The 25,648-nt window shown below is 61.4% G+C and carries 22 protein-coding genes; 13 read left to right on the top strand and 9 right to left on the bottom strand.

Annotation, left to right across the window (positions count from 1 at the left end):
- The first annotated feature begins 115 nt into the window (after positions 1-115).
- The 3 genes from BN1137_RS17185 (at position 116) to putP (ending at position 4,263) form a co-directional block, all read left to right on the top strand.
- Positions 116-1,372 carry a mechanosensitive ion channel family protein gene (locus BN1137_RS17185; protein WP_050719754.1) on the top strand — a complete coding sequence of 419 codons (1,257 nt, stop codon included), beginning with the start codon at positions 116-118 and terminating at the stop codon, positions 1,370-1,372.
- Between the two features lie 171 nt (positions 1,373-1,543).
- Positions 1,544-2,470 carry a L,D-transpeptidase family protein gene (locus tag BN1137_RS17180; protein WP_050719753.1) on the top strand — a complete coding sequence of 309 codons (927 nt, stop codon included), beginning with the start codon at positions 1,544-1,546 and terminating at the stop codon, positions 2,468-2,470.
- Positions 2,471-2,742: 272 nt separating this feature from the next.
- Complete coding sequence (gene putP, locus BN1137_RS17175; protein WP_050719752.1) at positions 2,743-4,263, top strand: sodium/proline symporter PutP; 1,521 nt, start codon at positions 2,743-2,745, stop codon at positions 4,261-4,263.
- A gap of 70 nt (positions 4,264-4,333) precedes the next feature.
- Here putP and BN1137_RS17170 read toward each other — a convergent pair whose 3' ends face one another.
- From BN1137_RS17170 to BN1137_RS17150, 5 genes are all read right to left on the bottom strand, one after another.
- Complete coding sequence (locus tag BN1137_RS17170) at positions 4,334-4,936, bottom strand: MliC family protein (RefSeq protein ID WP_050719751.1); 603 nt, start codon at positions 4,934-4,936, stop codon at positions 4,334-4,336.
- Between the two features lie 102 nt (positions 4,937-5,038).
- On the bottom strand, positions 5,039-5,389 hold the full coding sequence (locus BN1137_RS17165) for a DUF2061 domain-containing protein (RefSeq protein ID WP_050719750.1): 351 nt from the start codon (positions 5,387-5,389) through the stop codon (positions 5,039-5,041).
- Positions 5,390-5,584: 195 nt separating this feature from the next.
- Positions 5,585-6,454 carry a 23S rRNA (adenine(2030)-N(6))-methyltransferase RlmJ gene (locus tag BN1137_RS17160; protein WP_050719749.1) on the bottom strand — a complete coding sequence of 290 codons (870 nt, stop codon included), beginning with the start codon at positions 6,452-6,454 and terminating at the stop codon, positions 5,585-5,587.
- Positions 6,448-6,909 (bottom strand): DUF2390 domain-containing protein, encoded by a 462-nt coding sequence (locus BN1137_RS17155; RefSeq protein WP_050719748.1) that lies wholly within the window; start codon positions 6,907-6,909, stop codon positions 6,448-6,450. Before BN1137_RS17155 ends, BN1137_RS17160 begins: the two co-directional genes overlap by 7 nt.
- On the bottom strand, positions 6,902-8,812 hold the full coding sequence (locus BN1137_RS17150; protein WP_050719747.1) for an ABC transporter ATP-binding protein: 1,911 nt from the start codon (positions 8,810-8,812) through the stop codon (positions 6,902-6,904). The genes BN1137_RS17155 and BN1137_RS17150 overlap by 8 nt, the downstream gene beginning before the upstream one ends.
- Before the next feature lie 154 nt (positions 8,813-8,966).
- Here BN1137_RS17150 and BN1137_RS17145 point away from each other — a divergent pair, with 154 nt between their 5' ends.
- The 3 genes from BN1137_RS17145 (at position 8,967) to BN1137_RS17135 (ending at position 12,121) form a co-directional block, all read left to right on the top strand.
- A complete protein-coding gene (locus BN1137_RS17145; RefSeq protein ID WP_050719746.1) occupies positions 8,967-9,377 on the top strand; it encodes a CBS domain-containing protein in 411 nt (136 codons plus the stop codon).
- A 343-nt stretch (positions 9,378-9,720) separates the two neighbouring features.
- Positions 9,721-10,821, top strand: a complete 1,101-nt coding sequence (locus BN1137_RS17140; RefSeq protein ID WP_050719745.1) for a porin — start codon at positions 9,721-9,723, stop codon at positions 10,819-10,821.
- A gap of 355 nt (positions 10,822-11,176) precedes the next feature.
- On the top strand, positions 11,177-12,121 hold the full coding sequence (locus BN1137_RS17135; RefSeq protein WP_050719744.1) for a chemotaxis protein CheV: 945 nt from the start codon (positions 11,177-11,179) through the stop codon (positions 12,119-12,121).
- A gap of 186 nt (positions 12,122-12,307) precedes the next feature.
- Here BN1137_RS17135 and BN1137_RS17130 read toward each other — a convergent pair whose 3' ends face one another.
- Positions 12,308-12,907 carry an arylesterase gene (locus tag BN1137_RS17130; protein ID WP_050719743.1) on the bottom strand — a complete coding sequence of 200 codons (600 nt, stop codon included), beginning with the start codon at positions 12,905-12,907 and terminating at the stop codon, positions 12,308-12,310.
- A 276-nt stretch (positions 12,908-13,183) separates the two neighbouring features.
- Between BN1137_RS17130 and BN1137_RS17125 the strand changes: the two genes are divergently transcribed.
- Both BN1137_RS17125 and BN1137_RS17120 read left to right on the top strand, forming a co-directional pair.
- Positions 13,184-13,909, top strand: a complete 726-nt coding sequence (locus BN1137_RS17125) for an ABC transporter ATP-binding protein (RefSeq protein WP_050719742.1) — start codon at positions 13,184-13,186, stop codon at positions 13,907-13,909.
- The gene (locus tag BN1137_RS17120; RefSeq protein ID WP_050719741.1) at positions 13,906-16,347 is read left to right on the top strand and encodes an ABC transporter permease; all 2,442 of its coding nucleotides are present in this window, start codon (positions 13,906-13,908) and stop codon (positions 16,345-16,347) included. Before BN1137_RS17125 ends, BN1137_RS17120 begins: the two co-directional genes overlap by 4 nt.
- Positions 16,348-16,407: 60 nt before the next feature.
- Here BN1137_RS17120 and BN1137_RS17115 read toward each other — a convergent pair whose 3' ends face one another.
- Positions 16,408-17,313 carry a TIGR01777 family oxidoreductase gene (locus BN1137_RS17115; RefSeq protein ID WP_050719740.1) on the bottom strand — a complete coding sequence of 302 codons (906 nt, stop codon included), beginning with the start codon at positions 17,311-17,313 and terminating at the stop codon, positions 16,408-16,410.
- A 291-nt stretch (positions 17,314-17,604) separates the two neighbouring features.
- On the opposite strand from BN1137_RS17115, the gene BN1137_RS17110 reads away from it, so the two are divergent.
- Positions 17,605-19,137, top strand: a complete 1,533-nt coding sequence (locus BN1137_RS17110) for an EAL domain-containing protein (protein ID WP_050719739.1) — start codon at positions 17,605-17,607, stop codon at positions 19,135-19,137.
- A gap of 74 nt (positions 19,138-19,211) precedes the next feature.
- Here the strand turns inward: BN1137_RS17110 and BN1137_RS17105 are convergent, their stop codons facing one another.
- Both BN1137_RS17105 and BN1137_RS17100 read right to left on the bottom strand, forming a co-directional pair.
- Positions 19,212-20,393, bottom strand: a complete 1,182-nt coding sequence (locus BN1137_RS17105) for an aminotransferase-like domain-containing protein (protein WP_050719738.1) — start codon at positions 20,391-20,393, stop codon at positions 19,212-19,214.
- A 246-nt stretch (positions 20,394-20,639) separates the two neighbouring features.
- Positions 20,640-21,707 carry a M28 family metallopeptidase gene (locus BN1137_RS17100; RefSeq protein WP_050719737.1) on the bottom strand — a complete coding sequence of 356 codons (1,068 nt, stop codon included), beginning with the start codon at positions 21,705-21,707 and terminating at the stop codon, positions 20,640-20,642.
- A gap of 338 nt (positions 21,708-22,045) precedes the next feature.
- Between BN1137_RS17100 and trmB the strand changes: the two genes are divergently transcribed.
- The 4 genes from trmB to BN1137_RS17080 all read left to right on the top strand — a co-directional run bounded on the left by trmB (position 22,046) and on the right by BN1137_RS17080 (position 25,467).
- A complete protein-coding gene (gene trmB / locus BN1137_RS17095) occupies positions 22,046-22,759 on the top strand; it encodes a tRNA (guanosine(46)-N7)-methyltransferase TrmB (protein WP_050719736.1) in 714 nt (237 codons plus the stop codon).
- Positions 22,760-22,790: 31 nt separating this feature from the next.
- A complete protein-coding gene (locus tag BN1137_RS17090) occupies positions 22,791-23,123 on the top strand; it encodes a YggL family protein (protein WP_050719735.1) in 333 nt (110 codons plus the stop codon).
- Positions 23,124-23,224: 101 nt separating this feature from the next.
- Positions 23,225-24,145 (top strand): glutaminase B, encoded by a 921-nt coding sequence (gene glsB / locus BN1137_RS17085; RefSeq protein WP_050719734.1) that lies wholly within the window; start codon positions 23,225-23,227, stop codon positions 24,143-24,145.
- Positions 24,146-24,174: 29 nt separating this feature from the next.
- On the top strand, positions 24,175-25,467 hold the full coding sequence (locus BN1137_RS17080; RefSeq protein ID WP_050719733.1) for a rhodanese-like domain-containing protein: 1,293 nt from the start codon (positions 24,175-24,177) through the stop codon (positions 25,465-25,467).
- Positions 25,468-25,648: the final 181 nt, after the last annotated feature.

Below are 25,648 nucleotides of genomic sequence, written 5' to 3'. Positions count from 1 at the left end.
CAACGCCCGGCCCATGCCGGGCGTTGTCGTTTCCGGCGCCGGTTGATGGGTTTGTCATTTGACATGCAGGACCAGATACGTACCCTGACGGTTGTTTCACGTAGCGGAGGTAAGGATGAAAGAGAGCTTTTTTCACTGGCTGGCAGGCATGGGCGTGGAGGTAACCAGCCTGATGGCCCTGGTGATCGCCCTGGGCTTCATCGTTCTTACCGCGCTGGTGCTGCACCTGGTGCTGCACCGGGTGCTGCTGGTACGACTGGTGGGGCTGCTTGGCAAGACCAAGCAGATGTGGCTACCCCCCCAGTTGCAGCAACGCTTGTTCTATCGACTCGCCTTTGTGCTGCAGGGCGCCGTGCTGCTCGGTCAGGCCGAGATCTGGCTGCCTCGCAACTCCGACAGCCTGCTGCTGATCGAGATGGTGGCCCAGCTCTGGATCCTGCTGTTCCTGCTGCTCGCCCTGTTCGCCCTGCTCGACTGCCTGCTCTCCCTGAGTCGTCACACCCGGCTGTGGCGGGATATGCCCCTGCGCGGCATCTTCCAGGGGGTGAAGCTGGTCGGCAGCATCCTGGTCGGCATCCTGATGATCGCCCTGCTGCTTGGCAAGTCGCCGCTGTTCTTGTTCAGCGGTTTGGGTGCCATGACCGCGGTGCTGATGTTGGTGTTCAAGGATCCCATCCTCGGCCTGGTGGCCGGGATCCAGCTCTCCGCCAACCGCATGCTGAGCGTCGGTGACTGGCTGCAGATGGACAAGTACGGCGCCGACGGCGAGGTGATCGACATCGGTCTCACCACGGTCAAGGTGTCGAACTGGGACAAGACCATCACCACCATCCCCACCTATGCGCTGATCTCCGATTCGTTCAAGAACTGGCAGGGGATGACGGAGTCCGGCGGCCGCCGCATCAAGCGCAGCGTCAACATCGACATGACCAGCGTGCGCTTCCTGACCGCGGATGAGCAGCGCGAGCTCCAGCAGGCGCAACTGCTTGCCCCTTATCTCAGCCGCAAGCAGCAGGAGCTGAGTGCCTACAACCAGCAGCTCAGCGATGCGCTCCATTGTCCCATCAATGGTCGCCACCTCACCAATCTGGGGACCCTGCGCGCCTATCTGGATGCCTACCTGCGGGCCAACGCCAACATTCGCAAGGACATGACGCTGATGGTGCGCCAGCTGGCGCCGACCAGCGAGGGGGTGCCGCTAGAGATTTATTGCTTCACGGCGACCACCGCCTGGGCCGATTATGAGGGGATACAGGCCGATATTTTCGACCATATATTCGCCATTATTGGGCAGTTTCATCTGCGTTTGCATCAATCTCCAACAGGTTATGACATGCGTGCCTGGCAAAGAGAGACGGTCAGCAACGGCTAAGGCTGGCGGCGATAGGTCGGGGCTTAATATCCTTGTGCCTGTCGCCCCATTTGCCGGTTGAATTTTTATCCGCAGAGGAGAAAAATGGCCGCCTTCTCTTGGCCCCGGGACGGGACCTCGTTCCCGCTCGGGCCCAGAGCCTTGAATCACCCCATTCATCACAGGAAAGTTATGAAGCTCCTCCACAACACTGCGGCTGCACTGTGCTGCAGCCTGATCCTGACCGCCATGCCTGCGCTTGCTGTCGAATATGCCCTGCCTGCGGCCAACAGCCGTCTGGTGGGTGAGAACACGGAGTACGTGGTGCCGGCAGAAGAGGCGGGTCAGCCGCTGGAAGCGGTCGCCGCCAAGTTCCAGTTGGGGTTGACCAACATGCTGGAAGCGAACCCCAAGGCGGATCCCCTGCTGCTGCAGGCCGGTGAGAAGCTGATCGTGCCGCACCAGCTGATCCTGCCGGATGCCCCGCGCGAGGGCATTGTGCTGAACGTGGCCGAGATGCGCCTCTACTACTACCCCAAGGGTAAAAACGTGGTGCAAGTGTTGCCGATCGGCATCGGCCAGCTCGGCACCGACACCCCGGAAAACTGGGTGACCAGTGTGCAGCGCAAGAAGGCGGGCCCGACCTGGACCCCGACTGCCAAGATGCACGCCGAATATGCGGCTCGTGGTGAGACCCTGCCTGCGGTCTGGCCGGCCGGCCCGGACAACCCCATGGGGCTGTTCGCGCTCTACATCGGCAAGATGTACGCCATCCACGGTACCAATGCCCAGTTCGGCATCGGCCTGCGGGTGAGCCACGGCTGCGTGCGCCTGCGTAACGACGACATCGAGTATCTGTTCAAGCAGGTCCCGGTCGGTACTCGCGTCCAGTTCATCAACCAGCCGATCAAGGCCTCGGTCGAGCCGGATGGCAGCCGTTACCTGGAAGTGCACCAGCCGTTGTCCCGCAGTGAGGAGGAGTTCAACTCCAGCCTGCCGGCGCCTTTGTCCATGAGCCCGGCGGTGACCCGCTTCATCGCCCATGCCGACAGCGACTCCCAGCTGGTCAAGCAGGCCTTGGAGCAGCGCAGCGGCATGCCGATCGCCATCAATCGCTGATCTCTCAATCTGTAAAAAAAGCCCCGGCTCCGGCCGGGGCTTTTTTATGTCAACGAGCAAGGGGAGGGTCAGGATAAGTCGTTGCTGTCGTGGCATAATATTTGGCTATTTCATCTTTGAGTAGTTACTTAATTAGTTAGCAAACGGTTTCATTGTGTTTTTTATTTGTTAAAAACAGTTGAGCTTATGGGATCTGCTGATTACTCTAGGCCGGTTTTTAAGGAAGAGCCCGTCGTCAGAACGGGTACACACGTCACATAACGGAGTTTTGAATGACAGCTAGCACCCCAATGCTTATCACCTTCCTGGTGTATATCCTGGGCATGGTGCTGATAGGTTTTGTCGCCTATCGCGCCACCCGCAACTTTGACGATTACATTCTCGGCGGCCGCCGCATGGGGAGCTGGGTTACCGCCCTCTCCGCCGGCGCCTCCGACATGAGTGGCTGGTTGTTGATGGGCCTGCCGGGCGCCGTCTTCATCGGCGGTATCTCCGAGAGCTGGATTGCCATCGGCCTCACCCTCGGGGCCTACTTCAACTGGCGCTGGGTCGCCGGTCGGCTGCGGGTTCACACCGAGAAGAACCGCAACGCCTTGACCCTGCCGGATTACTTCACCTATCGCTTCGAGGACAAGAGCCGGGTGCTGCGCATCCTCTCCGCCTTGGTTATCCTGCTGTTCTTCACCATCTACTGCGCCTCCGGTGTGGTGGCTGGCGCCCGCCTGTTCGAGAGCACCTTCGGCATGGATTACAACACCGCCCTCTGGGTCGGTGCGGCCGCTACCATCAGCTACACCTTCTTCGGTGGCTTCCTCGCGGTGAGCTGGACCGATACGGTGCAGGCCACCCTGATGATCTTCGCCCTGATCCTGACCCCGGTGTTCGTCATCATCGCTGTCGGCGGCATCGACACCGCCATGGTGCAGGTGGCGGCGCAGAACGCCAGCAACCTCGACATGTTCAAGAACCTGGACTTCATCGCCATCATCTCGCTGATGGCCTGGGGCCTTGGCTACTTCGGTCAGCCGCACATCCTGGCGCGCTTCATGGCGGCGGACTCCCATCACTCCATGGCCAGCGCCCGTCGCATCAGCATGACCTGGATGGTGCTTTGCCTCGGCGGCGCCGTGGCCATCGGTTTCTTCGGCCTGGCTTACTTCAGCACCTTCACCGAGCAGGCCGCCGGCGTGACCGGTAACCCGGAGCGGGTCTTCATCGAGCTGTCCAAGATCCTGTTCAACCCCTGGATTGCCGGTGTGCTGCTCTCCGCCATCCTGGCGGCAGTGATGAGTACCTTGAGCTGTCAGCTGCTGGTCTGCTCCAGCGCCATCACCGAGGATCTCTACAAGCCGTTCCTGCGCAAGAATGCCTCCCAGAAAGAGCTGGTGTGGGTCGGTCGCGCCATGGTGCTGGTCATCTCCCTGATTGCCATCGCCGTGGCCGTGAACCCGGAGAACCGGGTGCTGGGGCTGGTAAGCTACGCTTGGGCCGGCTTCGGTGCCGCCTTCGGCCCCGTGGTACTGCTCTCCGTGCTCTGGTCACGCATGACCCGCAACGGCGCCCTGGCCGGCATGCTGGTCGGTGCCCTGACCGTCATCGTCTGGAAGCAGTTCGGCTGGCTGGGGCTCTATGAAATCATCCCGGGCTTCCTGTTCTCCGGGCTGGCGATTGTGGTGTTCAGCCTGCTGGACAAGGCACCGTCCAAGGCCATGCTGGATCGCTTCAACGAGGCCGAGCGCGAGTTCCAGACTCCGCCGCCAGGCAACATGAACGACCCGATCGCCGTGAACTGAGTCGGCCATCTTGGATAACAAAAAGCCCCGCACTGCGGGGCTTTTTCATTTCACAAGCGGATGGAAAGGCTTATTCGTTGCTGCCTTTGCCAGATTGCAGGCAGGAGAGGGCCGGCTCGCCGTAACGCTCGAGTTGGGCCTCTTTACCCTTGGTCCAGAGGCTGAGGTTCTGCCCCTCGTAGCGGGCGCCGCTGCCGGTGGGGACGCCATAGGCCAACACCTGCTGATCGACGCCCAGGTTGATGACGGCGGCGGGCAGCTTGCCGTCGTTGTAGAAGTAGGCGGTGAGGGCCAGATCTTTGCCGCACTGGTAGAGCACGGGGGAGGGCACCACCAGCTGGCCTCCCTTGACCTGCAGCTCGGTGATGCGCATTTGGTAGCTAGATTCGATGCACTTGCCGGGATCCGCATCCTTCCAGCATTCGTTGCGGCCCTTGATCCAGCCGCGCTGCATCGCCTTCTCTGTCTTCGCCTGCTCGGCAGAGAAGTTGGCGATCGCCTTTGGATAGAGGGCGGCTAGCTCGTTATCCAGCGTGGCTAGCGCGGCGTCCTTGCAGATCAGCTGCTCGGCGCTGCTGTGGGCCTTGGCGCAGTCGAAGGAGGGGGCTGTGCCGGCCAGGGCCGGCAGGGAGAGAGGGAGGAGCAGCAGTGGGGCCAGCAGTCGTTTGTCCATGTCCAGATTCCATCGGGTTGTGATGAGGCACTAGAACATAGAAACCCTACCTTGGCTAAGTCTTTATAAAGGGGCCGAATGGGATGGCGACAGTGCCTGTCATCAGGCCAGCGCCAGGCGCTGACGGGCGCGCCACAGCTTTTCATGGAAGAAGAAGACGACGGTGTTGATGGCGGGTTCAATCAGTGCCATCACGCCGCCGGTGAGCAGCTCGCCGCTCAACAGGAAGGCGACGGCAAAGGCCACGCTGAAATGCACAAGGGCGAAGCTGTGCAGGCTGTGGTTCGGTTTGAACGTGCGCCAGCCAAGGTCATGGAAATAGAAGGCGACCGTGTTGACGGCGGGCTCTATCAGGGCGATCAGACTGGCGGTGAGCAGTTCGCCGGTCAGCAGGTAAGCCACGGTAAAGGCCACGATGAAGTGCAGGATGGCGAAGCTGATGGTCTTTTTCATGATGGTGGCTCCCTCTGGTGATGAGAAGAGTATGCCTAACAATCACACCAAATGAAAATAATTCTCATTTATGATTGTCATAGATAAAACCTATCATGTGTGGCGGGCGTGATCCTCTCTTTGCCAGAGAGCAGAGCCCGTGATACCAACAAAAAAGCCCCTCTTCGGGGCTTTTTGCTGTGTGGGAGGCGGGACTCAGGCTTCGGCCTGATTCAGCCATTCCACCCTGTATTGGGCGCCGGCGCCCTGGGCCAGCTTGGCGCACAGGGGCTTCAAGAAAGCCTCGATCTGTTCGGCCAGCATCCAGGGGGGGCTGACGATCAGCATACCGGAGCCGTTCATGCCCCAATCTGCGGTCTGGCCGGCCACTTCCAGCTCGGCTACCAGCACGTCGCCGAAGTTCTCCCGCTTGATAGCTTTGAGCATGTCGCGGGACTTGTCTGCCTCTTGGCCCAAGATCGGATACCAGAGCGCATAGATGCCGGTGGCCCAGCGCTTCGAGGCTTTTTTGAGAGTATCGACCACCGCAAAGTAGTCTTCCTTGAGTTCATAGGGCGGATCGATCAGCACAAGACCGCGGCGCGGGGTCGGCGGCAGCAGAGCCACCAGCCCCTCGAAACCATCGCGATGGTGCACGGCGACACGGGGGTCATAGCCCATGTTGGCACGCAGATCGTCCACCTCGTTGTTGTGCAGCTCCATCAGCGCCAGCTTGTCGTGCTCGCGCAGCAGCCGACGCGACAGCTCGGGGGAGCCGGGGTAATAGTGCAGCTCACCACCGTTTCCTTCTTGACCGGGGTTCATCTCTTCGATGACGCCGAGATAGGGCGCCATGACAGCCCAGTCGGCGCGCTCGTCCCACAGCCGGCCGATACCGTCGGCATATTCCGCCTTCTTCTGGGACCAGTCACCGCGCAGGTCGTAGAGACCGCCGCCGGCATGGGTATCCAGCACGATGAAGGGTTTTTCCTTCTTCTTGAGGGATTCGATGATCAGGGCCTGAACGGTGTGTTTCAGTACGTCGGCATGGTTGCCGGCGTGAAAGGCGTGGCGATAACTCAGCATATTAGGTCTCTGAGGGGGCCCTGCTGGGCCCCCAGTAACGATAGATAGTTCGACAAATTGTGGCTCTTGCCCCGGCACAGGGTGAGGCCGCGCAGGGTCTGCAGCAAGACCCCCTGCTGCAGCCGCTCCAGCTCCAGTTCGTGGGCCAGCATGCTCTGGTACTCGCGCTCATCCAGCCGCGCTTTGGCGTGCTGGCGCAAGGTACGCCAGGGAAGCAGCACCGCCTCGGTCTGGACCAGGGCCGGTTGCAAGTCGATGAGGCTGACCGGGATGCCGTCCTGATCCAGCCGATGCAGCAGCAGGGCCAGATTGACGTTGCCACCCAGGCTCTGCACCTCGAGCCAGTCCTGGCTGCGCTCGCCATAGCACTCACCGCTCCAGCGCCAGAAATCGAGCGGAGTGGGCAGCTCATGGCTGGCCACCCGATCGCTCGTCATTGATAGCTCGTCACGCAAAGAAGGCCTGCTCCTGAGTTTCCAGCTCCTCGGAAAGACTCATCCACTCCAGCTCGACCTCTTCCAGCTCTTCCTTTATCGGGCCCTGGGATTTGAGCAGCTCGGAGAGCTTGTTCTTGGCGCCTTCTTCGTAGATGGCGGGATCCGCAAGCTGCTCCTCGACCGCCCCGAGCTTGAGTTGCAGCTTCGTCATGCTGGCCTCGAGCTTCTCGAGCTTCTGGCGCAGCGGCCGGGTCGCTTGCCGGAACTCCGCCTCGCGGCGCTTCTGATCCTTGCGGGCCACCGCCGAGTTGGCAGAGGCCGGGCCGTCGCTTGGCTTGGCGTTGGCCTCTTTTTCCTGCTCACCGAGCCATTTGTGGTAGTCGTCCAGATCGCCGTCAAACGGCTCTACCCGGCCACCGTGCACCAGATAGAAGTCATCTGTGGTGGTGCGCAGCAGGTGACGGTCGTGAGAGACCACCACCATGGCGCCCTCGAAGCCTTGCAGCGCCATGGTCAGGGCGTGGCGCATCTCCAAGTCCAGATGGTTGGTCGGTTCATCGAGCAGCAGCAGGTTCGGCTTTTGCCAGGTAACCAGGGCCAGAACCAGCCGCGCCTTCTCGCCGCCCGAAAACGGAGCCACCTTGTCCAGCGCCTTGTCACCGTGGAAGCCAAAGCTGCCGAGGTAGTTGCGCAGCTCCTGCTCGGTCTTGTCTGGTGCGAGGCGGGCCAGGTGATCGAGCGGGGTGTCATCGAGGCGCAGGGTCTCGAGCTGGTGCTGGGCGAAGTAACCGATGCTGACGCCGGCGCTCACCTCCAGCTTGCCCGACAGCGGCGGGTTGCTGCCGGAGAGCATTTTGATGAAGGTGGACTTGCCGGCGCCGTTGCGCCCCAGCAGGCCGATGCGCGAACCGGGCACCAGGTTGAGTTTGATCTTCTCCAGGATCACCTTGTCGCCATAACCGGCGCTGAGATTTTCCATGGCGATGAGCGGAGTCGGCAGGGCCGACGGCTCGCGAAACTCGAAGCTGAACTCGGAATCGGCGTGGGCCGGTAGGATCTTCTCCATCCGCTCCATGGCCTTGAGGCGACTCTGGGCCTGGCGGGCCTTGGAGGCCTTGTAGCGGAAGCGGTCCACATAGTCCTGCATGTGGGACATCTCCCGCTGCTGCTTCTCGTACATGGATTGCTGCTGGGCGAGCTGCTCGGCCCGCTGCAGTTCGAAGTCGGAGTAGCCGCCGGTGTATTCGTTGAGCTTGCCGTTCTCGATATGGATGATGCGATTGATGACAGAGTCGAGGAAGTCGCGGTCGTGAGAAATAAGCACCAGCGTGCCCTGATAGCCCTTGAGCCACTTCTCCAGCCAGATGACGGCGTCCAAGTCCAGGTGGTTGGTCGGTTCATCCAAGAGCAACAGGTCGGAGCGGCAGAGCAGTGCCTGGGCGAGGTTGAGGCGCATGCGCCAGCCACCGGAGAAGCTGCGCACCGGCGAGGCCAGCTGATCGCCGCCAAAGCCAAGGCCGTGCAGCAACTCGGCGGCGCGGGCGCGGATGCTGTAGGCGCCTATGGTGTCGAGCTTGCCGTGCAGTTCGGCAACCAACAAGCCGTTGTCATCCTGCTCGGCCTTCGCGAGCTGGGCCTCCAGGATGCGGAACTCCTTGTCGCCGTCGATCACATAGTCGAGGGCGGAGCAATCCAGCGCCGGGGTCTCCTGGGCGACGCCGGCAATCTGCCAGCCGGCGGGCAGGCTGAAGCTGCCGTTGTCGATGGCCAGCTCGCCCCGCACCAGCGCAAAGAAGGTGGACTTGCCACAGCCGTTCTTGCCCACCAGACCCACCTTGTGGCCGGGATGTATGGTGCAGGAGGCGTTGTCCAGCAGCGTGCGGCCGCCGCGGATCAGTTCGATTTGACTGGCAACTATCATGGATTGGGTCTGCTTGGCTCAAATGAAGGGGGAAACTGGCGCGGATTTTACGTGAAACGGCTCGAATTTGCACTGGAAGGCGAGGGGAGTCGGCTGGCTGCGGACAGAAAAACGTGCCATAACAGAGACATCTGTCAGGGAGCAGGAGGCTGCCATGCTGATTAAAGAGATCATGACGACCCGGATCGCGACGGTTTCCATGGATGACAGACTCAACGTCATCAAGGAGATCTTCGAGCAGGCCCACTTTCGTCACCTGCTGGTGATCGAGGAGGAGGCACTGGTCGGTGTCATCTCGGACCGGGATCTGCTGCGGGCTCTCAGCCCTTATCTCGACACGGACGCCGAGATGAACCGAGACACCGAAACCCTCAACCGGCGCGCTCATCAGATCATGAGCCGTCAGCTCGTCACCATCTCCCCCGAGCTGTCGCTGCAAGAGGCGGCCAGCATGATGCTGGCGCGGCATGTCTCCTGCCTGCCGGTGCTGGAAAACGGCGCCTTGGTCGGTATCGTCAGCTGGACGGATCTGCTGCGCGTCATGCAAACCTGGACGCCAGCCTGAGTGTCCATTCGCAGGAGGCGAAGGCCTGATGGGTGGCGAAGGAGATGTTTTTGTCGCCACCGGGATGCTATTATCGCCGATATAAATACCTACCTTAGCATTTCCCACCTCACGTTTAGTTCGATAAAAATCAATTTATAAGATTTAAATATCGACAATCGTCAATCTTGGCGACATTTTATGTCGCTAAAATACAGCCTCAAGTGGCATTCTCGAATTAATCGCCCCCCGCTTCAGTTCCAGTCAAGGTTTCCGGATCTACCCTAGGTCATCGGAACATAAACCCGATCATAACGACCGAGCACAGGTCTGATAGATAGTGTTTACACCAGAGGAACTAACAATGAAAAAGACAGCATTGACTATGGCCATCTCCAGCCTGCTGCTGGCAGGTGGTGCACAAGCTGCAACTGTTTACGATCAGAATGGCTCCAAACTGGACATCGGCGGCCGTGTCAACGGCATGTACTACGGTACCGATGACGACGCCAGCGAAGGCGATGCCAGCTACCTGCGTCTGCACGTTGCAGGCGAGACCAAGATTGACAACGAAACCACCGCATTCGGTTTCGCAGAGTACAACCTGCCGGTGTCCGGTTCTGACAACGACGAGCTGCGTTACGCTTACGCCGGTATCAAGCATGATCGCTTCGGTGCCTTCAGCTACGGTCGTCAAGACGGTCTGTTCACCAAAGCCGTGAACAACTACACCGACGTCCTGCCTGAGTGGGGTGGTGACGGCCTGGGTAAGGACACTGACGTGTTCGGTACCGGTCGTACCAACGCTCTGGCCCAGTACATCTACAACTGGCAGGGTCTGACCCTGGGCGCCCAGTTCACCGGTAACAACGACCCGCAAAACGAAAGCCGTAGCGACCGTGCTGGCGTCAACGGTGACTGGAACCCGAAAGGCTCCTCCGAGGGTTATGCCCTGTCTGCCAACTATGACTTCGATATGGGTCTGAGCCTGGGTGCCGCCTATAACCAAGCTGGCAAGACCGACGAGCAAGCCGAAAACGTGAGCTTCGGTGGCGACAACGATGCCAAGCTGTTCGGTGTGGGTGCCAAGTACACCACCGGCAACCTGTACATGGCTGCTACCTACTCCCACGGTGAAGATCACCTCTTCGTAGATACCGGCTCCATGCGCGGTTATGCCGAGAAGATGGATGGTTACGAAGCCGTCGTACAGTACAACATCACGCCGAAGTTCAAGCCTTCCCTGGCTTACCTGCGTACTGACGTGAAAGACAGCGCTCACGGTATCGACGATACCGCTACCGAGTACGTCTCTGTAGGTGCCTGGTACAACTTCACCGACAACTTCAACGCCTACGTTGATTACAAAATCAACCTGCTGGACGAAGTTGGTTCTACCAACATGAACAGCCTGGGCAAGTCTACCGACGACATCGTTGCGGTAGCACTGCAGTACAATTTCTAAGTCATTCCCTGACTGCCTACTGTATTTTTGGACCGGCCGCATTGCGGCCGGTTTTTTTATGGGCGTCATCCAACCCGCAAGATTTAGCGGCTGTCTGACACATCCGCTGTTCAGCATTGCCCCCCTCTGGTCGATAACCCTGTTGTCGGACGGATGGCTATCCCGTTCCCGCCTCGGTGACGCGGCTATGGGGTGAGGATCACGACCTGTGGTCAAGAGCCTATCTTTTACCGCCCCTTTTCATTATTTCTATAGAGACTGGTGTTGCTCCGACTCTGGGGGGATGCGGGTCGTGTTGGCATGTTGGCGCCTCTATACTGTGGCGACACTCGGGAAACGGACGTAAGGGCTTTATATGGCGAGCATATTGGATTCAGTGGATCAACGTACCCAGTTGGTGGGGGAAAATCGTCTGGAGTTGCTGATGTTCCGCCTGGGCTCCCAGCAGCTGTTTGCGATCAACGTGTTCAAGGTACGGGAGGTGGTGAAACTGCCTCGCCTCAACAAGATGCCGGGATCTCACCACAACATCAGCGGGGTGGCGAACATCCGTGGGGTGTCCATTCCGGTGATCAACTTGCGCGGTGCCATCGGCATGAGGCCCATGGCGGTCGACAGCGAATCCAACCTCATCATCACCGAGTACAACCGCACCATTCAGGGCTTTCTGGTCGGGCAGGTGGCCCATATCGTCAACATGACCTGGAAGGACATACTGCCGCCGCCGCGCTCCGCCGGCCGTTCCAACTACCTGACCGCCATCACCCGGGTTCCGGAAGGGGGAGCGGATCAGATCGTCGAAATCATTGATGTGGAGAAGGTGCTGGCCGAGATCATCACCTATGACATCCGCATCTCGGCCGAGGTGCTGGACACGGAGATCCTGCCCCAGATGCACGGCCGCAAGGTGCTCATCGTCGATGACTCCAGCACGGCGCGCAACCAGGTGCGTGAGACCCTGGCCCAGCTCGGGCTCGAGGTGATCGAGTGTCAGGATGGCCTGCAGGCGCTCAATCTGCTCAAGGGCTGGTGCGATGCGGGCAAGACGGTGACCGACGAGATCATGCTGATGATCACCGACGCCGAGATGCCGGAGATGGACGGCTACCGGCTGACCCACGAGGTGCGCAGCGATCCGCGCATGGCCAATCTCTTCATCACCCTCAACACCTCGCTGAGCGGCAACTTCAACGAGGCCATGGTCAAGAAGGTCGGCTGCGATCGCTTTATCTCCAAGTTCCAACCCGACCTGCTGGTGGGCGTCGCCCAGGAGCGGCTGCGCCAGATCCTGGAGGTTTGACGCTGATGCAATGATGCCACGGTGAAGAGGGCGGGCCGTGTCGCTGCATGGCCAGGCTCCAGCTCGGTGGGAGCCACTCAAGCGCAGCTACGCCAGACTCTGGAAGCCTGAACCCGATGACAAAACACCCGCCTAGGCGGGTGTTTTGTTTTAGTGCGGTTGAGCAGAGGCGCTCGGCGCTGGGGGTTATTGCGTCAGCAGCGGCTCGATAAAGCTGGCGACTATGTCGCGGATCATCGGTTGTGTTTCAGCCTTGGGGTGCAGCCCATCGTTCATCATGAGTTCAGGGCGCAGCGCAATATCATCCAGAAAGAACGGCATCAGCGGCAGGGCGTTGGCCTGCGCCAATTCCGGGAAGATCTGCTCAAACTGGCGCAGGTAACGGGCGCCATAGTTGCGAGGCAGCTGGATCTGGGTCAGTACCGTCTTCACCTTCTGGGCCTTGGTCAGCGCCACCATCTTGGTCAGGTTGGCACGGGTGATGGCGGGGGCGAAGCCACGCAGGCCATCGTTGGCGCCCAGTTCAATCAGCACCCAGTCGGGTTTGTGCTCCTCGAGCAGGGCGGGCAGGCGGGCCAGACCCCCCTGGGTCGTTTCACCGCTGATGCTGGCATTGATGAGCTGGTGCTGACCGCCTTGCTGCTGCCATTTCTGCTCGAGCAGGGCAGGCCAGCTCTGTTCGGCCTGCATCTGATAGCCGGCACTCAGGCTGTCGCCCAGCACCAGCAGGGTCTGGGCCTGCACCGATGACACCAGGCAACACAAGGCAAGCAGGAAACGCGTCATTCATTCAACTCCATCATTTGTTGTCATTCCGGGTCCGCCAACAGGATACCCGGTACGAGGTTAACGCTCATCAGCCATTGCCAACAAGGGCCGAGGCAAACAGGATAGGTATCATGAGCTTAGCCGCCATCTTTATGCTCGACAGGGGTCGTGGCAGACAGGGCACCTATCATCAGATCCAACGGCCATCATCAAGCGTCTGGGCAAGCGGGGCAGGGGTCATGAGTTCAATGCTCATCATTCATTGCCCGAGTCCAGGTAAACAGGAAGCGCATCATGAGTTCAACACCCATCATCACCGTCAAGGGGCTTGGCAAGACCGTCAGCCTCGGCCAGGAAAGTCTCACCATCCTTGAGGGGATCGATCTGCAAGTCAACACCGGTGAGACGCTGGCGCTGGTCGGCGCCTCCGGCTCCGGCAAGTCTACTCTACTTGGTCTCTTGGCCGGGTTGGACTTGCCGAGCTGCGGTGACATCGAGATCCTGGGTCAGTCGCTGACTCAACTGGACGAGGAGGGGCGGGCCCGCCTGCGGGCCGAGCAGGTGGGCTTCATCTTCCAGTCTTTCCTGCTGTTGCCAACCTTGAGCGCCTTGGAAAACGTCATGCTGCCGGCCGAGCTGCGCGGTGAAACCCATTGTGAACCCCGGGCTCGCGCGCTGCTGGCCGAAGTGGGGCTCTCCGAACGATTGCATCACCTGCCGCCACGGCTGTCCGGTGGCGAGCAGCAGCGCGTCGCCATCGCCCGCGCCTTTATGACCCGCCCCAACCTGCTGCTGGCGGATGAGCCGACCGGCAACCTGGACAGCAAGACTGGGGAGACGGTGATCGAACTGCTGTTTCGCTTGAACAGAGAACATAACACTACCCTGGTGGTGGTGACCCACGATCATGAGCTGGCACAGCGTTGCCAACGACAAGTGGTGATGGCGGCGGGACGACTGGAGGCAGAGCTGCTTGCATCCGAATCCGTCTTGCCCTTCCGGGTTAAGGAGCAACCATGAGTCAGTGGCGACTGGGATTGAAATTACTGCGCCGGGAAGGCTTCAACGGCGAACTACGCTGGTTCGTGTTGGCGCTGGCCCTGAGCGTGGCCTGCGTGCTGAGTGTGGCGCTGGTGGCGGACCGGCTGGACGCAGGGCTCAAGGCCTCGGGTCGCGACTTTATCGGGGCCGATCGGGTGTTGCGCTCCGCAACGCCGGCGCCGGAGGCCTGGCTCAAGCAAGCCGAGCAGGATGGCCTGGCGGTGCAGACCACGGTCAGCTTCAACAGCATGCTGTTTCACGGCGATGGCTTGCAGCTGGCCTCCATTCGGGCGGTACCGAGTGACTTCCCCTTCTATGGCAAGCTGGAGCTCAATCCGCAGCGAGCCCCCGCGCCCGGCGAGATTTGGCTCTCCGATCGGGTGATGCAGCTGCTCGGCGCCAAGCTCGGGGATGAGCTGGAAGTCGGCAATACTACATTGAAAGTGGCCGGCGAGCTGGGTCAGGAGCCGGATCAGGGCTTCAGCCCCTTCCAGATGGCGCCGCGGGCCCTCATTCACAGTGCAGACATCGAGGCGACCGGTGCCCTGTTGCCGGGTAGCCGCCAGCAGTGGCGCTACCTGCTCAAGGGTTCTCGCGAACAGGTGGCCGAGTATGAGCGCTGGCTCAAGCCCAAGCTGGCGGCCGGGCAGAAGCTGCTCAAGCCCGATGATCAGGACTCCCAGGTGGGGAAATCCCTGGCCAATGCCGAGCGCTTCTTCCGCCTCGCCTCCCTGGCGGGCGTGCTGCTGGGGGCCCTGGCCATGGGCATAGCGGTGCGTCACTTTGCCGAGCGGCAAACCAACATGGTGGCCTTGCTCAAGACCCTGGGCGCGTCGCGGCGCACCCTCTGGCAGCTGATGGGCACCCTGCTGTTCTCACTGACCCTGATCGGAGCCCTGATCGGGCTGGTGGCGGGGAGCGGGATGCAGTGGCTGACGCTGCAGCTGCTGGGGGATCTGCTGCCAGCGGATCTGCCACCGCCCTCCTGGCGCCCCTTCGTCCTGGGGCTCGCGGTCGCCTTCTTCATCACCCTGCTGCTGGCCTTCATCCCCTTCCTGCGACTGCTCAAGGTGCCCCCGCTGCGGGTGCTGCGTCGTGAGCTGGAGGCGGGCATTCCGCCCTGGCTGACGGTGCCGGTCGGCTTGCTCGGTCTATTCGGGCTGGTGTGGGGCTTTACCACCGATGCCACGCTGGCGCTGGGGCTCATTGGTGGCATGGGGGTATTGATGCTGCTGCTGGCGGTGCTGGCTTCTGGGCTACTCCGACTCGGCAGCAGGCTCAAGGGACCCCATGCCCTGCGTCTGGCCATCAGCCATCTGTCTCGTGAGCGCGGCAGCGGCCTTTTCCAGCTGGCGGGCTTCGCGCTGGCGCTGATGCTGTTCGGACTATTGTGGGCGGCGCGAGTCGACTTGCTCGACGACTTTTCTGCCCGTCTGCCGGCGGACGCCCCCAATCGCTTCCTGGTCAATGTGGCCGACGACGAGCGGGAAGGGATCCTGGCCGATCTGCATCAGGCGGGTGCCACCACCTCGGACTTCTATCCCATGGTGCGCGGACGCCTGACCCAGATAGCCGGGCAGGCGGTCGGTGAAGATGCGGCGAGGGAGGGGGTGAACCGTGAGCTCAACTTCACCACCACGGCGGGGCTGCCCCCCGACAATCAGGTCACCTCTGGCCAGTGGCTCGGCGGCAAGGGGGAGGTTTCGGTCGACGAGGTGTTGGCGGGGCAGCTGGGGATCGCTCTTGGCGATCGGCTCAGCTTCACCATTGAGGGGCGCGGTTTCGAGGCCAAGGTTACCAGCCTGAGATCCATCAAGTGGGACAACATGAGGCCCAACTTCTACATGATCTTCTCGCCGGACGTGCTGGCACCCTTCTCCCACACCTGGCTCGGCAGCTATCGGCTGCCGGTCGAGGGGCGAAGCGCCGAGGTGGAGCTCATTCGCCGTCACCCGACCGTGAGCCTCATCGATGTGGAGGATCTGATCGCGCGCCTCACCGTGGTCTCTGATCAGGTGAGCCGGGCCCTTGGGCTGATGCTGGGGCTGGTGACGGTGGCTGCCCTGCTGGTGCTGCTGACCCAGACCCAGGCCAGCATGGCCCATCGGCGCCGCGAGCTGTTGCTGATGCGCACCCTGGGGGCTGGCAGCAAACTGCTTGAGAAGATGCTGCGCTGGGAGCTGGTGGCCACTGGCCTGCTGGCGGGGCTGTGCGCGGCCATGGTGGTCGAGCTCTGCTCCTTTGGCCTGCAGTGGTGGTGGTTCGATGGCAAGTGGCAGTTCCACTGGGCCATCTGGGCCGGCCTGCCGCTGCTTGGCGCCTTGCTGGTGACCCTGGCCGGGCAGGGCATGCGCCGCCAGTTGCTGGCGGGCACCCTGAGTGACAGGTTACGGGGTCTGGGCCAGGGACTGCTCTAGCCTGGCTGCGATTGCCATTAAAAAAACACCCGGCCTTGGCCGGGTGTTTTTTTACGCGCGTCAGCGAGGGGAGTACAGCAGGTTGTCGAGGGCCTGGGGCAGTTCGGGATAGGTGAAGTGAAAGCCCGCCTGTTGCAAGCGAGCTGGCAGCACGTGCTGGCCGGTGAGCAGCAGATCGGCGGCTTCCCCCATCAGCAGGCGCAGCGCCCGCGCCGGTACACGCAGCAGGTGAGGGCGCCGCAGGCTGCTGGCCAGGTGCTGGCTGAAGGTTCGGTTGTCGACCGGCTGGGGCGCGGTGGCGTTGAAGATGCCGTCGCACTCGTCGTGCTCGAGCAGGAACAGCATGGCGCGCACCAGATCCTGAATATGGATCCAGCTCATCACCTGCTGGCCCGAGCCCATGGGGCCACCGAGCCCGCAGCGATAGGGCGGCAGCAGCTTGGGCAGGGCGCCGCCATCCTGGCCGAGCACCAGACCGATCCTGACTATGCAGACCCGGGTCTGGGGGCTGCGTGCCTGTTGGGCCAGGGTTTCCCACTGTTGGCAGAGACGGTGGGTGAACTCGTCATTGGGCTGGTTGAAGTGCTCGTCCAGCGGCTCGGCCCCCTGCCGGCCATACCAGCCGATGGCGGAGGCATTGAGCAGCAGCCTGGGCGGCGTGGTAGAGAGCTTGATGAGATCGACCAGCTGCTCGGTCAGCAGCCAGCGGCTGTTGCACAGCAACTGCTTGCGCGGCTCGCTCCAGCGACCGGCGGCGATGGGCTCGCCCGCCAGATTGATGACGACATCCACGTCGTTGAGGTCATCCAGCCGGTCCAGGTTGTCGAGCAGCTTGATATCATGACCCAGCAGCTCATAGGCGCGGTTGCCCTGGCGGGTCAGCACCACCACCTCGTGCGCCACCTTGAGGTGCGCCACCAGGCGGCGGCCGATAAACCCTGTCCCCCCCGTGATCAGTATCTTCATGTTCGCTCTCCTGACGCCGATGGCTCTACTCTAGAGGGCCGGGGCCGGATGAACAAGCAACTGTTTTTGCAAGTGTTATGGTTTTTTCATGGGGTTGGGTCATACACTGGTCAGGTCTCTGTGATGGACGGCTTTGCCCTCGCACAGTGACGCTGAAAGGTATGCGTTGAAGGCGTGTTTGACGGGGCACGGCGGCCTGCCGAGCGCGCGCCTGGGCCTGGCTTTCCTTGCCAAGGGGCTGACAAACTGTAAAATTGGTCGTTTTTTTCGCCGTTGCGATTGGGGAGGATTATGCCATTTCGTTGTCTGAGAGCGCGCCAATACCATCGCCGCCTGGTTTTCTCCCTGCTGGCTGGCTTGTTGCCCATGGCGCTTGGGATTGCGATTGCCATCGGGCAGACCATGAGTGGGGTGCGGCAGGATACGGAGCAGCGTTTGTTGCATGCCAGGCACATGTTCGATCGCACTCTGGACAATGCAGAGCTGGCAGCCTCTGCCGTAGCGGGGAGCATTGGCAAACCCTGCCTCGAGGTCGTACAGGGCTTGCGGGATCAGGTGGCGACGGTGCCGGATGTGCGCAGCGTCAACCTGGCCGAAGGCGAGCGTATCTACTGCACCTCCCTCTATGGCCCGGTCAAGGGGGGGATAGACCTCGACGACTATGTCGAGGGCAAACTCGATCTGATGCGGGGCAACCCGGTCACGCCGAACAGGCCGCTCATCGTCTACCGCCAGGAGGTGGGGAAGTACAGCGTGCTGGTGGGGGTGGATGGCTACTACCTGCTCAACATCCTCGACATGATGAGCCGCGATACCCCGCTCGGATTGGTGGTCGGTCCGCAGATGTTGCTGCGTGACAGTCAGCTCACCAACCGCCTGATCACGCCAGGCACCCCCGGTTATCTGGAGCAGGCCTCCGAGAAGTATCCCTTCAAGGTGGTGACCGCCCTCTCTAACCGTGACTATGCCGCCCACCTGTGGGATTACTCCAAGGTCAGCCTCATCATCTATCCCCTGCTGAGTCTGATGTTTGGGTTCGGGGCATTCTGGCTGATGGGACGCTCCCACTCACCGATGCAGGAGTTGCGGCGGGCGCTGGATCAGCAGGAGTTCATTCCCTATCTGCAACCCGTGGTAACCGGTGAGGACGCCCAGTGGCGCGGTTGCGAGGTGCTGATGCGCTGGCAACATCCCCGTCAGGGCATGATAGCACCGGATCGTTTCATCCCCATGGCGGAAGAGTGTGGCCTCATCGTCCCCATGACCCGTTCACTGATGCAGCAGGTGCGCGCGCAGTTTGCCGACCAGGTTCACACCCTGCCTAAGGGTTTCCACTTCGGTTTCAACATCTGCGCCAGCCACTGCAAGGATCTGAGTCTGGTGGAGGATTGCCGCGATTTCATCAACGCCTTCAAGGAAAATCCCATCAAGCTGGTGCTGGAGCTGACCGAGCGGGAGCTGATCGTGGCGGACGAGGTGACCGATCGGCTGTTTGCCGAGTTGCACCAGCTCGGTGTCTTCATCGCCATCGATGATTTTGGTACCGGCCACTCCAGCCTGACCTATCTGCAAGCCTTCCAGGTCGATTTCCTCAAGATAGACAAGAGCTTCGTCGGCATGATTGGCTCGGATGCGCTGTCTAGCCACATCGTCGAGAACGTCATCGATCTCGCGACCCGGCTCGAGCTGCAACTGGTGGCGGAAGGGGTGGAGAACGAGGTACAGGCGGCCTATTTGAGGGCACGTCAGGTGACCTTCCTGCAGGGATATTTCTACGGCAGGCCGATGCCGATGAAGGCGTTTATCGAGCAGCTGACCGCCTGACACCCAGGGCGCGCCAAACGGGCATAAAAAAACCAGCAACCTTGGTCGCTGGTTTTTTTCATTCAGGAGCCACGTTAGAGCATGCGGGCGAGGGCGCGAGCCAGCCGCTTGACTCCCTCTTCCGTAGTGGCTTCGTCTACGCAAGAGAAGCTCAGGCGCAGAGTATTCTGTATTTCCGGGCGAACGTAGAAGGGTGCGCCAGGGACGAAGGCGACCTTCTCCTTGATCGCCTCGTCGAACAGGGCCATGGCACTGACACTTTTTGGCAGCGTCAGCCAGAGGAACATGCCCCCTTCCGGACGGGTGTAGCTGACCCCAGGCGGGCAGTGACGGGTCAGGGCGGCTTCCATGGCGGCGCGCTGGCGACCGTAGACCTCCTTGATCTTCTCCAGATGGGCATCGAGCGAATTGTCTATCAGGAAGCGGTGCAGTACCTGCTGGCTGAAGGCATTGCTGTGCAGGTCGGTCGCCTGCTTGGCGATGGTGACCTTCTTGCGCAGCCAGTCCGGCACCAGCATCCAGCCGAGACGGAAGGCGGGCACCACGGTTTTCGAGAAGGAGCCGAGCAGCACGGTATTGTTCGGGGCCAGCTTGGCGATGGGGGGCAGGTGCTCGCCCTCGAAGCGCAGCTCGCCGTAGGGATCATCTTCCACCATCAGCAACTCGTGGCGCACCAGTCGCTCGGCCAGTGCCTCGCGATTGGCACGGCTGTAAGACACGCCGCTCGGGTTCTGGAAATTCGGTACGCCGTACAGCAGCTTGGCGTCTGAGCCCTGCTCCAGCAGCGCATCCAGCGCGGCCAGATCCAGCCCCTCTTCGCCAAGGGTGATGGGGCGGAAATTCGGTTGATAGACGGAAAACGCCTGAATGGCGCCGAGATAGCCCGGCTCCTCGATGATGAGATCCTGCCCTTCGTTGACCAGCACCTTGCCCAGCAAGTCCAGCGCCTGCTGGGAGCCGCTGGTGATCAGGATGTTGTCCGGGTTGACGGTCATGCCGTGGCGGCTCAGGTAGCGATCGGCGATGTACTGGCGCAGCGGGGCAAAGCCTTCGGTGGCGGCGTATTGCAGGGCGGCGGGGCCCTGTTCGCGCAGCACGTCCTGGCAGGCCTGGTCGATGGCCTTGACCGGGAACAGATGGGGATTGGGCAGGCCGCCGGCGAAGGAGATGATCTCCGGATTGGCGGCAACTTTCAGGATTTCACGGATAAAGGAAGGCTCGACCTTCTCGAAGCGCTGGGCAAAAAACGGCTGCATAGGGTTCTCTCTGACTAGGGGGCGGTCACTCCATTCAACCGCCACGTTATCCGTTTGTATCAGATTTCAGAAATGAGGCAATGGCTGTAACAAAAATCCATAAAAAAGGGCAGGTTTGGCACCTGCCCGCATTTTATGGCTTCCCGTGGCGAAAAGAGCGTCAATCCCTCTGCAGGGGCTGCCTGTCGCCGTTATCGCCGGATCAGAGTCCCGGCTCCTTCGGGAGGTGGCTCATCGGCTCGGTATTCAGAGCCCAGGTTCTTTCAGGAAGCGGATCATCAGATCCGTGTTGGCGCCGAGTTGCTGTTGTACCCGGCCCGGGAACAGCTCGGCCATCTTGTCGAGGCGGTCATACTGGGTGTGCCAGATCTTGCCCCACTGGGTCTCGCTGTCCCGATCGCAGGCGCTTTTAGTGGCGTCGTCATAACAGTCCCACAGCGCCGGGTTGGTGCTCTGGGAGTAGCCGTCATAGCCATCGGCGCCATCGATGGTGAAGTTGGTGGCTTCCACGTAGGCGATAGGCACTCCCAGGCAGGCAAAGGGCGCGTGATCCGACCAACTGCCGGTCTCCCCTTCCGGGTAGCCAGGATAGCTTGGGTGGATGGCAAACGGGGTGGTCCCCTGCTTGGAGATGGCCAGCAGGCGATCCCGCACCTTGGGATCGAAGCTGTAGCGGCTCGGCTCGGCGCAACTGTACTCGGCCACATCCGAGTGGGCCGAGTGGACGTAGACGATGTCGCCCCCGGCGATGGTGTCGTAGTTCACCATGGCGAGCAGCTGGGCGACGGCGGCGCTGTCCAGGCTGGCGGCATAGGCCTTGGCGCCGTTGAGGCCATTCTCTTCTGCCCCGAAGAAGGCGAAGCGCACCGTGTAGGGCAGGGTCTGGCCCTTGAGCGCCTCGGCGACCGCCAACAGGGCCGCGACCCCGGCGCCGTTGTCGGTGGCCCCCTCGGAGCCTTTCTTCTCACCCGTGCTGTCGTAGTGGGCGCCGATGAGGATCACCTTGTCGCTCTTGCCCTTGAGCTCGGCAATAAGGTTCTGGGAGTGCTTGCTGGTGCCGCTCTTGGTGTAGGTGAACGGCTGGTTTTGCACCTCATAGCCCCAACCGCTCAGGTGATCCTGGATCCAGGCGGCGGCGCGGGTCTCGGCCTCGGTGCCGGTGGGTCTGGCGCCTATGCCTTCGGCGCCGGAGCTCAGCTGCACCAGATACTCGTAAGCCTGGCTGGCAGGAGCGGGCGGCTGGGAATCGTTGTCCGAGGGGTTGCAGCCGGCCAGCAGGGCGGCGACAGCGAGGGTCAATAGGGTTTTCTTCATACTGCAATCCTTTGTTGTGTATGGCTTTATTATCGCGTGTCAGGATGCGCCTGACGCCCGGCAGATTCTGTGAGGGGGGTGGCATTTGTCAACCGCGGTGGCGGAATTGATCTACTCTGGGGGATTTGTTGCGCGAAACACTTGCGCCCTGAGCCTATCTTGGGATAATTCGCTCCCCGGTTTTGGCTGATCGATGAAATAGCGATCCGCCCAGGTCGCCCGAGCCCCGAATCGATGCCAATACGCGCCATCCATTCGGGTCGCTCGAGCCCCGAGTTGATGACATATTCATTCATGTCGTCTGTGATCCAGATAGATGAAATAACGAGCTACCCACTATGCCTGTGACCCAAGATGTATTTAACGAAGACGGCAAATTCATGCGCAAGATCCGCAGCTTTGTCCGTCGCGAAGGCCGCCTGACCAAAGGGCAGGAGAAGGCCCTGGAAGAGCTCTGGCCGGTCATGGGTATCGATTTCGCACCGGCCCCGCTCGACATGGTGGCGCTGTTTGGCCGTGATGCGCCTGTGGTGCTGGAAATCGGCTTCGGCATGGGCGCCTCCCTGGTGGAGATGGCCAAGAATGCCCCCGAGAAGAACTTCATCGGCATCGAGGTACATTCCCCTGGTGTGGGTGCCTGTCTCGGCACAGCTCAGGAAGCGGGGGTCACCAACCTGCGGGTCATCTGCCACGACGCGATCGAGGTGCTTGAGCACATGATCCCGGATGGCTCGCTCTCCTGCCTGCAGCTGTTCTTCCCGGATCCCTGGCACAAGAGCCGTCATCACAAGCGCCGCATCGTGCAGCCCGCGTTCGCGCAGGACATTCGCCAGAAGCTGGCGATCGGTGGCGTGTTCCACATGGCCACCGACTGGGAAAACTATGCCGAGCACATGCTGGAAGTGATGAGCGCCGCCGAAGGCTATGAGAACACTGCCGAGAGCGGCAACTGGGTGCCTCGTCCCGAGTGGCGCCCGCTGACCAAATTCGAACAACGTGGCCATCGTCTGGGGCACGGGGTTTGGGATCTGATTTTCAAACGCGTTAACTAAGCCAAGCTGTCAACAAACCTAAGGAGCTATCATGGCCAATCGTAGTCGCCGTCTGCGTAAGAAACTGCGCGTCGATGAATTCCAGGAAATGGGATTCGACATCAGCTTCAACTTCCCGGTCGGCACCGCCGAAGAGACCATCGATGCCACCGTCGATGCGTTGATCGATGAAGTGATCGAACCGCGCAAGCTGGCCTTCGCCGGCTCCGGTCACCTGGCCTGGGAAGGCATGATCTGCACCCAGCAACTGGGCAAATGTACCGATGAAGACCGCGCCGTCATCAAATCCTGGCTGGAAGGCAAGGGGATGGAAGCCGTGGTGGTCACCGAGCTGTTCGACCTCTGGTATGGCGAGCCGGCCTGATATCAGATTGCCTGTTATGGGCGCATAGAAAATCCCGCCGCAGGCGGGATTTTTGTCGGTGGGGGCGGGCCCTCACCCCGCTGAGTGTCATGGAATAGCCAATGGTGTTGTCATCCGAATTACTGGCCAGCATTCTTGAGCAGGTACGCCCCCTGCTGGGACAAGGCAAGGTGGCCGATTACATTCCCGCACTGGCCCAGGTGCCTGCCGATCGGCTCGGCATCGCGGTCTGCACCGTGGAGGGCGAGATCTTCACCGCCGGTGACGCCTGCGAACCCTTCTCCATCCAGAGTATCTCCAAGGCCCTGAGCCTCACGCTGGCACTGACCCTCTATCAGGAAGAGGAGATCTGGGCCCGGGTCGGCAAGGAGCCCTCTGGCCAGCCGTTCAATTCCCTGGTTCAGCTGGAATTCGAGCAGGGGATCCCGCGCAATCCCTTCATCAACGCCGGCGCCCTGGTGGTGAGCGATCTGCTGGAGACCCGGCTCACCGCGCCCCGTCAGCGTACCCTGGAGCTGGTGCGCCGGCTCTCCGGCAATCCGGCCATAGTCGCGGATCAGGTGGTGGCGCGCTCGGAGTACCAGCATGCCGCCCGCAACGCGGCCATCGCCTACCTGATGAAGGCCTACGGCAACTTCGAAAACGAGGTGGACAAGGTGCTGCAAAGCTACTTCAATGCCTGTGCCATTCGCATGAGCTGTGTCGATCTGGCGCGCACCTTCATCTATCTGGCCAATCGCGGCATGCCCCTCGGCGATAGCGCAGCGCTGCTGCCGGCGCGCAGCGCCAAGCAGGTCAATGCCCTGCTCGCGACCTGCGGCCTCTACGACGAGGCGGGGGATTTTGCCTACCGCGTCGGCATGCCCGGCAAATCCGGGGTGGGCGGCGGCATCATGGCGCTGATCCCGGGCGAGTTGTGCGTCTGTGTCTGGTCCCCCGAGCTCAACAAGGCCGGCAATTCGCTGGCGGGCACGGCGGCGCTGGAGCTGCTGGCCGAGCGCCTCGGCCGCTCCATTTTTTAATTTTGTTCACTATGCATCGAGACAACATCATGAAACGAATTTTGGGTCTGTTGCGGGCCGGTCTGGCCGCCTTGCTGCTCTGGTGTGCCTTGCCCGCCTTTGCGGCCGAACTGCCACCGCTCACCCTGGCCGATGCCAAGGCCAAAGCGGCCGTGATCCTGGATACTCGCCAGAGCTACTTCTATCAGGGCTGGCCCATGGCGGGGGAGACGCAGGGTGGCCACGTGGTCGGCGCCGAGAACCTCTCCGCCGAGTGGAAATACAGCGATGACGAGTGGCCCAAGGCGCTCAAAGACAAGGGGCTGAGCCCGGACAAGCCGGTGGCGCTCTATGGCGAGCCGCGCGCCGTGGCCGAAGTGGCCCGCCTGCTGCGCCAGCAAGGCATCAAGCAGTTGTTCGAGCTGCAGGGCTGGAAGGAGGCTCCTCGCGAGTACCTGGCCCGCTGGCAGCAGCTGGTCTATCCGCTCTGGCTGGCTGACTTGCAGGCTGGCAAGCCGGTTGCCGCCGCGCCCAAAGGGGACTGGAAGCTGTTCGAAGTGGCATGGGGCGCCCCCAAGGCCTACCTGCTGAGCCACATCCCGGGTGCCGGTTACATCGACACCAACAGCCTGGAAGAGGAGCCGCTGTGGAACAAGGTGTCCAATGAGGCACTTCAGAAGCTGCTGCTGGAAAACGGCATCCGTCACGACACCACAGTCATCCTCTACGGTCGTAACACCATGGCGGCGGCCCGCGCCGCCCACATGATGATGTACGCCGGGGTTGAAGACGTGCGGCTGCTGGACGGTGGCCTGGACGCCTGGTTCGTGCAGCACCTGCGCACCGAGACCGGTCTGGCCAACACCTTCCCGCCCGCCAAGGAGTTCGGTGTCACCATCCCGGCGCACCCCGAGTACTACACCACGCTGGAACAGGCCAAGACGCTGCTCAAGCAGCCCGATGGCGCCCTGGTCAGCGTGCGCACCTGGGATGAGTTCGTCGGCAACACCTCCGGCTACAGCTACATCAAGCCAAAGGGTGATATTCCTGGCGCCAAGTGGGGTCGTGGCGGCGTGGATGCCAACAGCATGAGCGACTTCCACAACCCGGACGGCACCATGAAGCCGGCCCGCGAGATCCTCGCCATGTGGGACGAGTGGGACATCGAGCCGAACCAGCAGGCCGCCTTCTATTGCGGCACCGGCTGGCGCGCCTCCGAGGCCTTCTTCTACGCCTGGCTGATGGACTGGAAGCGGATCAGCGTCTACGACGGCGGCTGGTACGAGTGGAGCATGGATCCCAAGAACCCCATCGTCACCGGTGAGCGCAAGCCCCAGCGTTGAGAGTGACGGGTTTAGCAAGGCAGAGGCCGGACAGATGTCCGGCCTTTTTCATATGGAAAATGGATATATCCTGAAAATATGACGACAGGCAGAGAGTTTCATCTGTGGTTCTTATTTTGATGACGCGCTTATTCGGATGAAGATGGCTGAACTAGTCTTCAAGACACATCCTCGCCGTGAG

Origin of the sequence: Aeromonas tecta, assembly GCF_000820185.1 — a bacterium.
GTDB lineage: Bacteria > Pseudomonadota > Gammaproteobacteria > Enterobacterales > Aeromonadaceae > Aeromonas > Aeromonas tecta.
The sequence above is the reverse complement of the archived record's forward strand: the minus strand, read 5'-3'. Positions and strand labels throughout refer to the sequence as shown.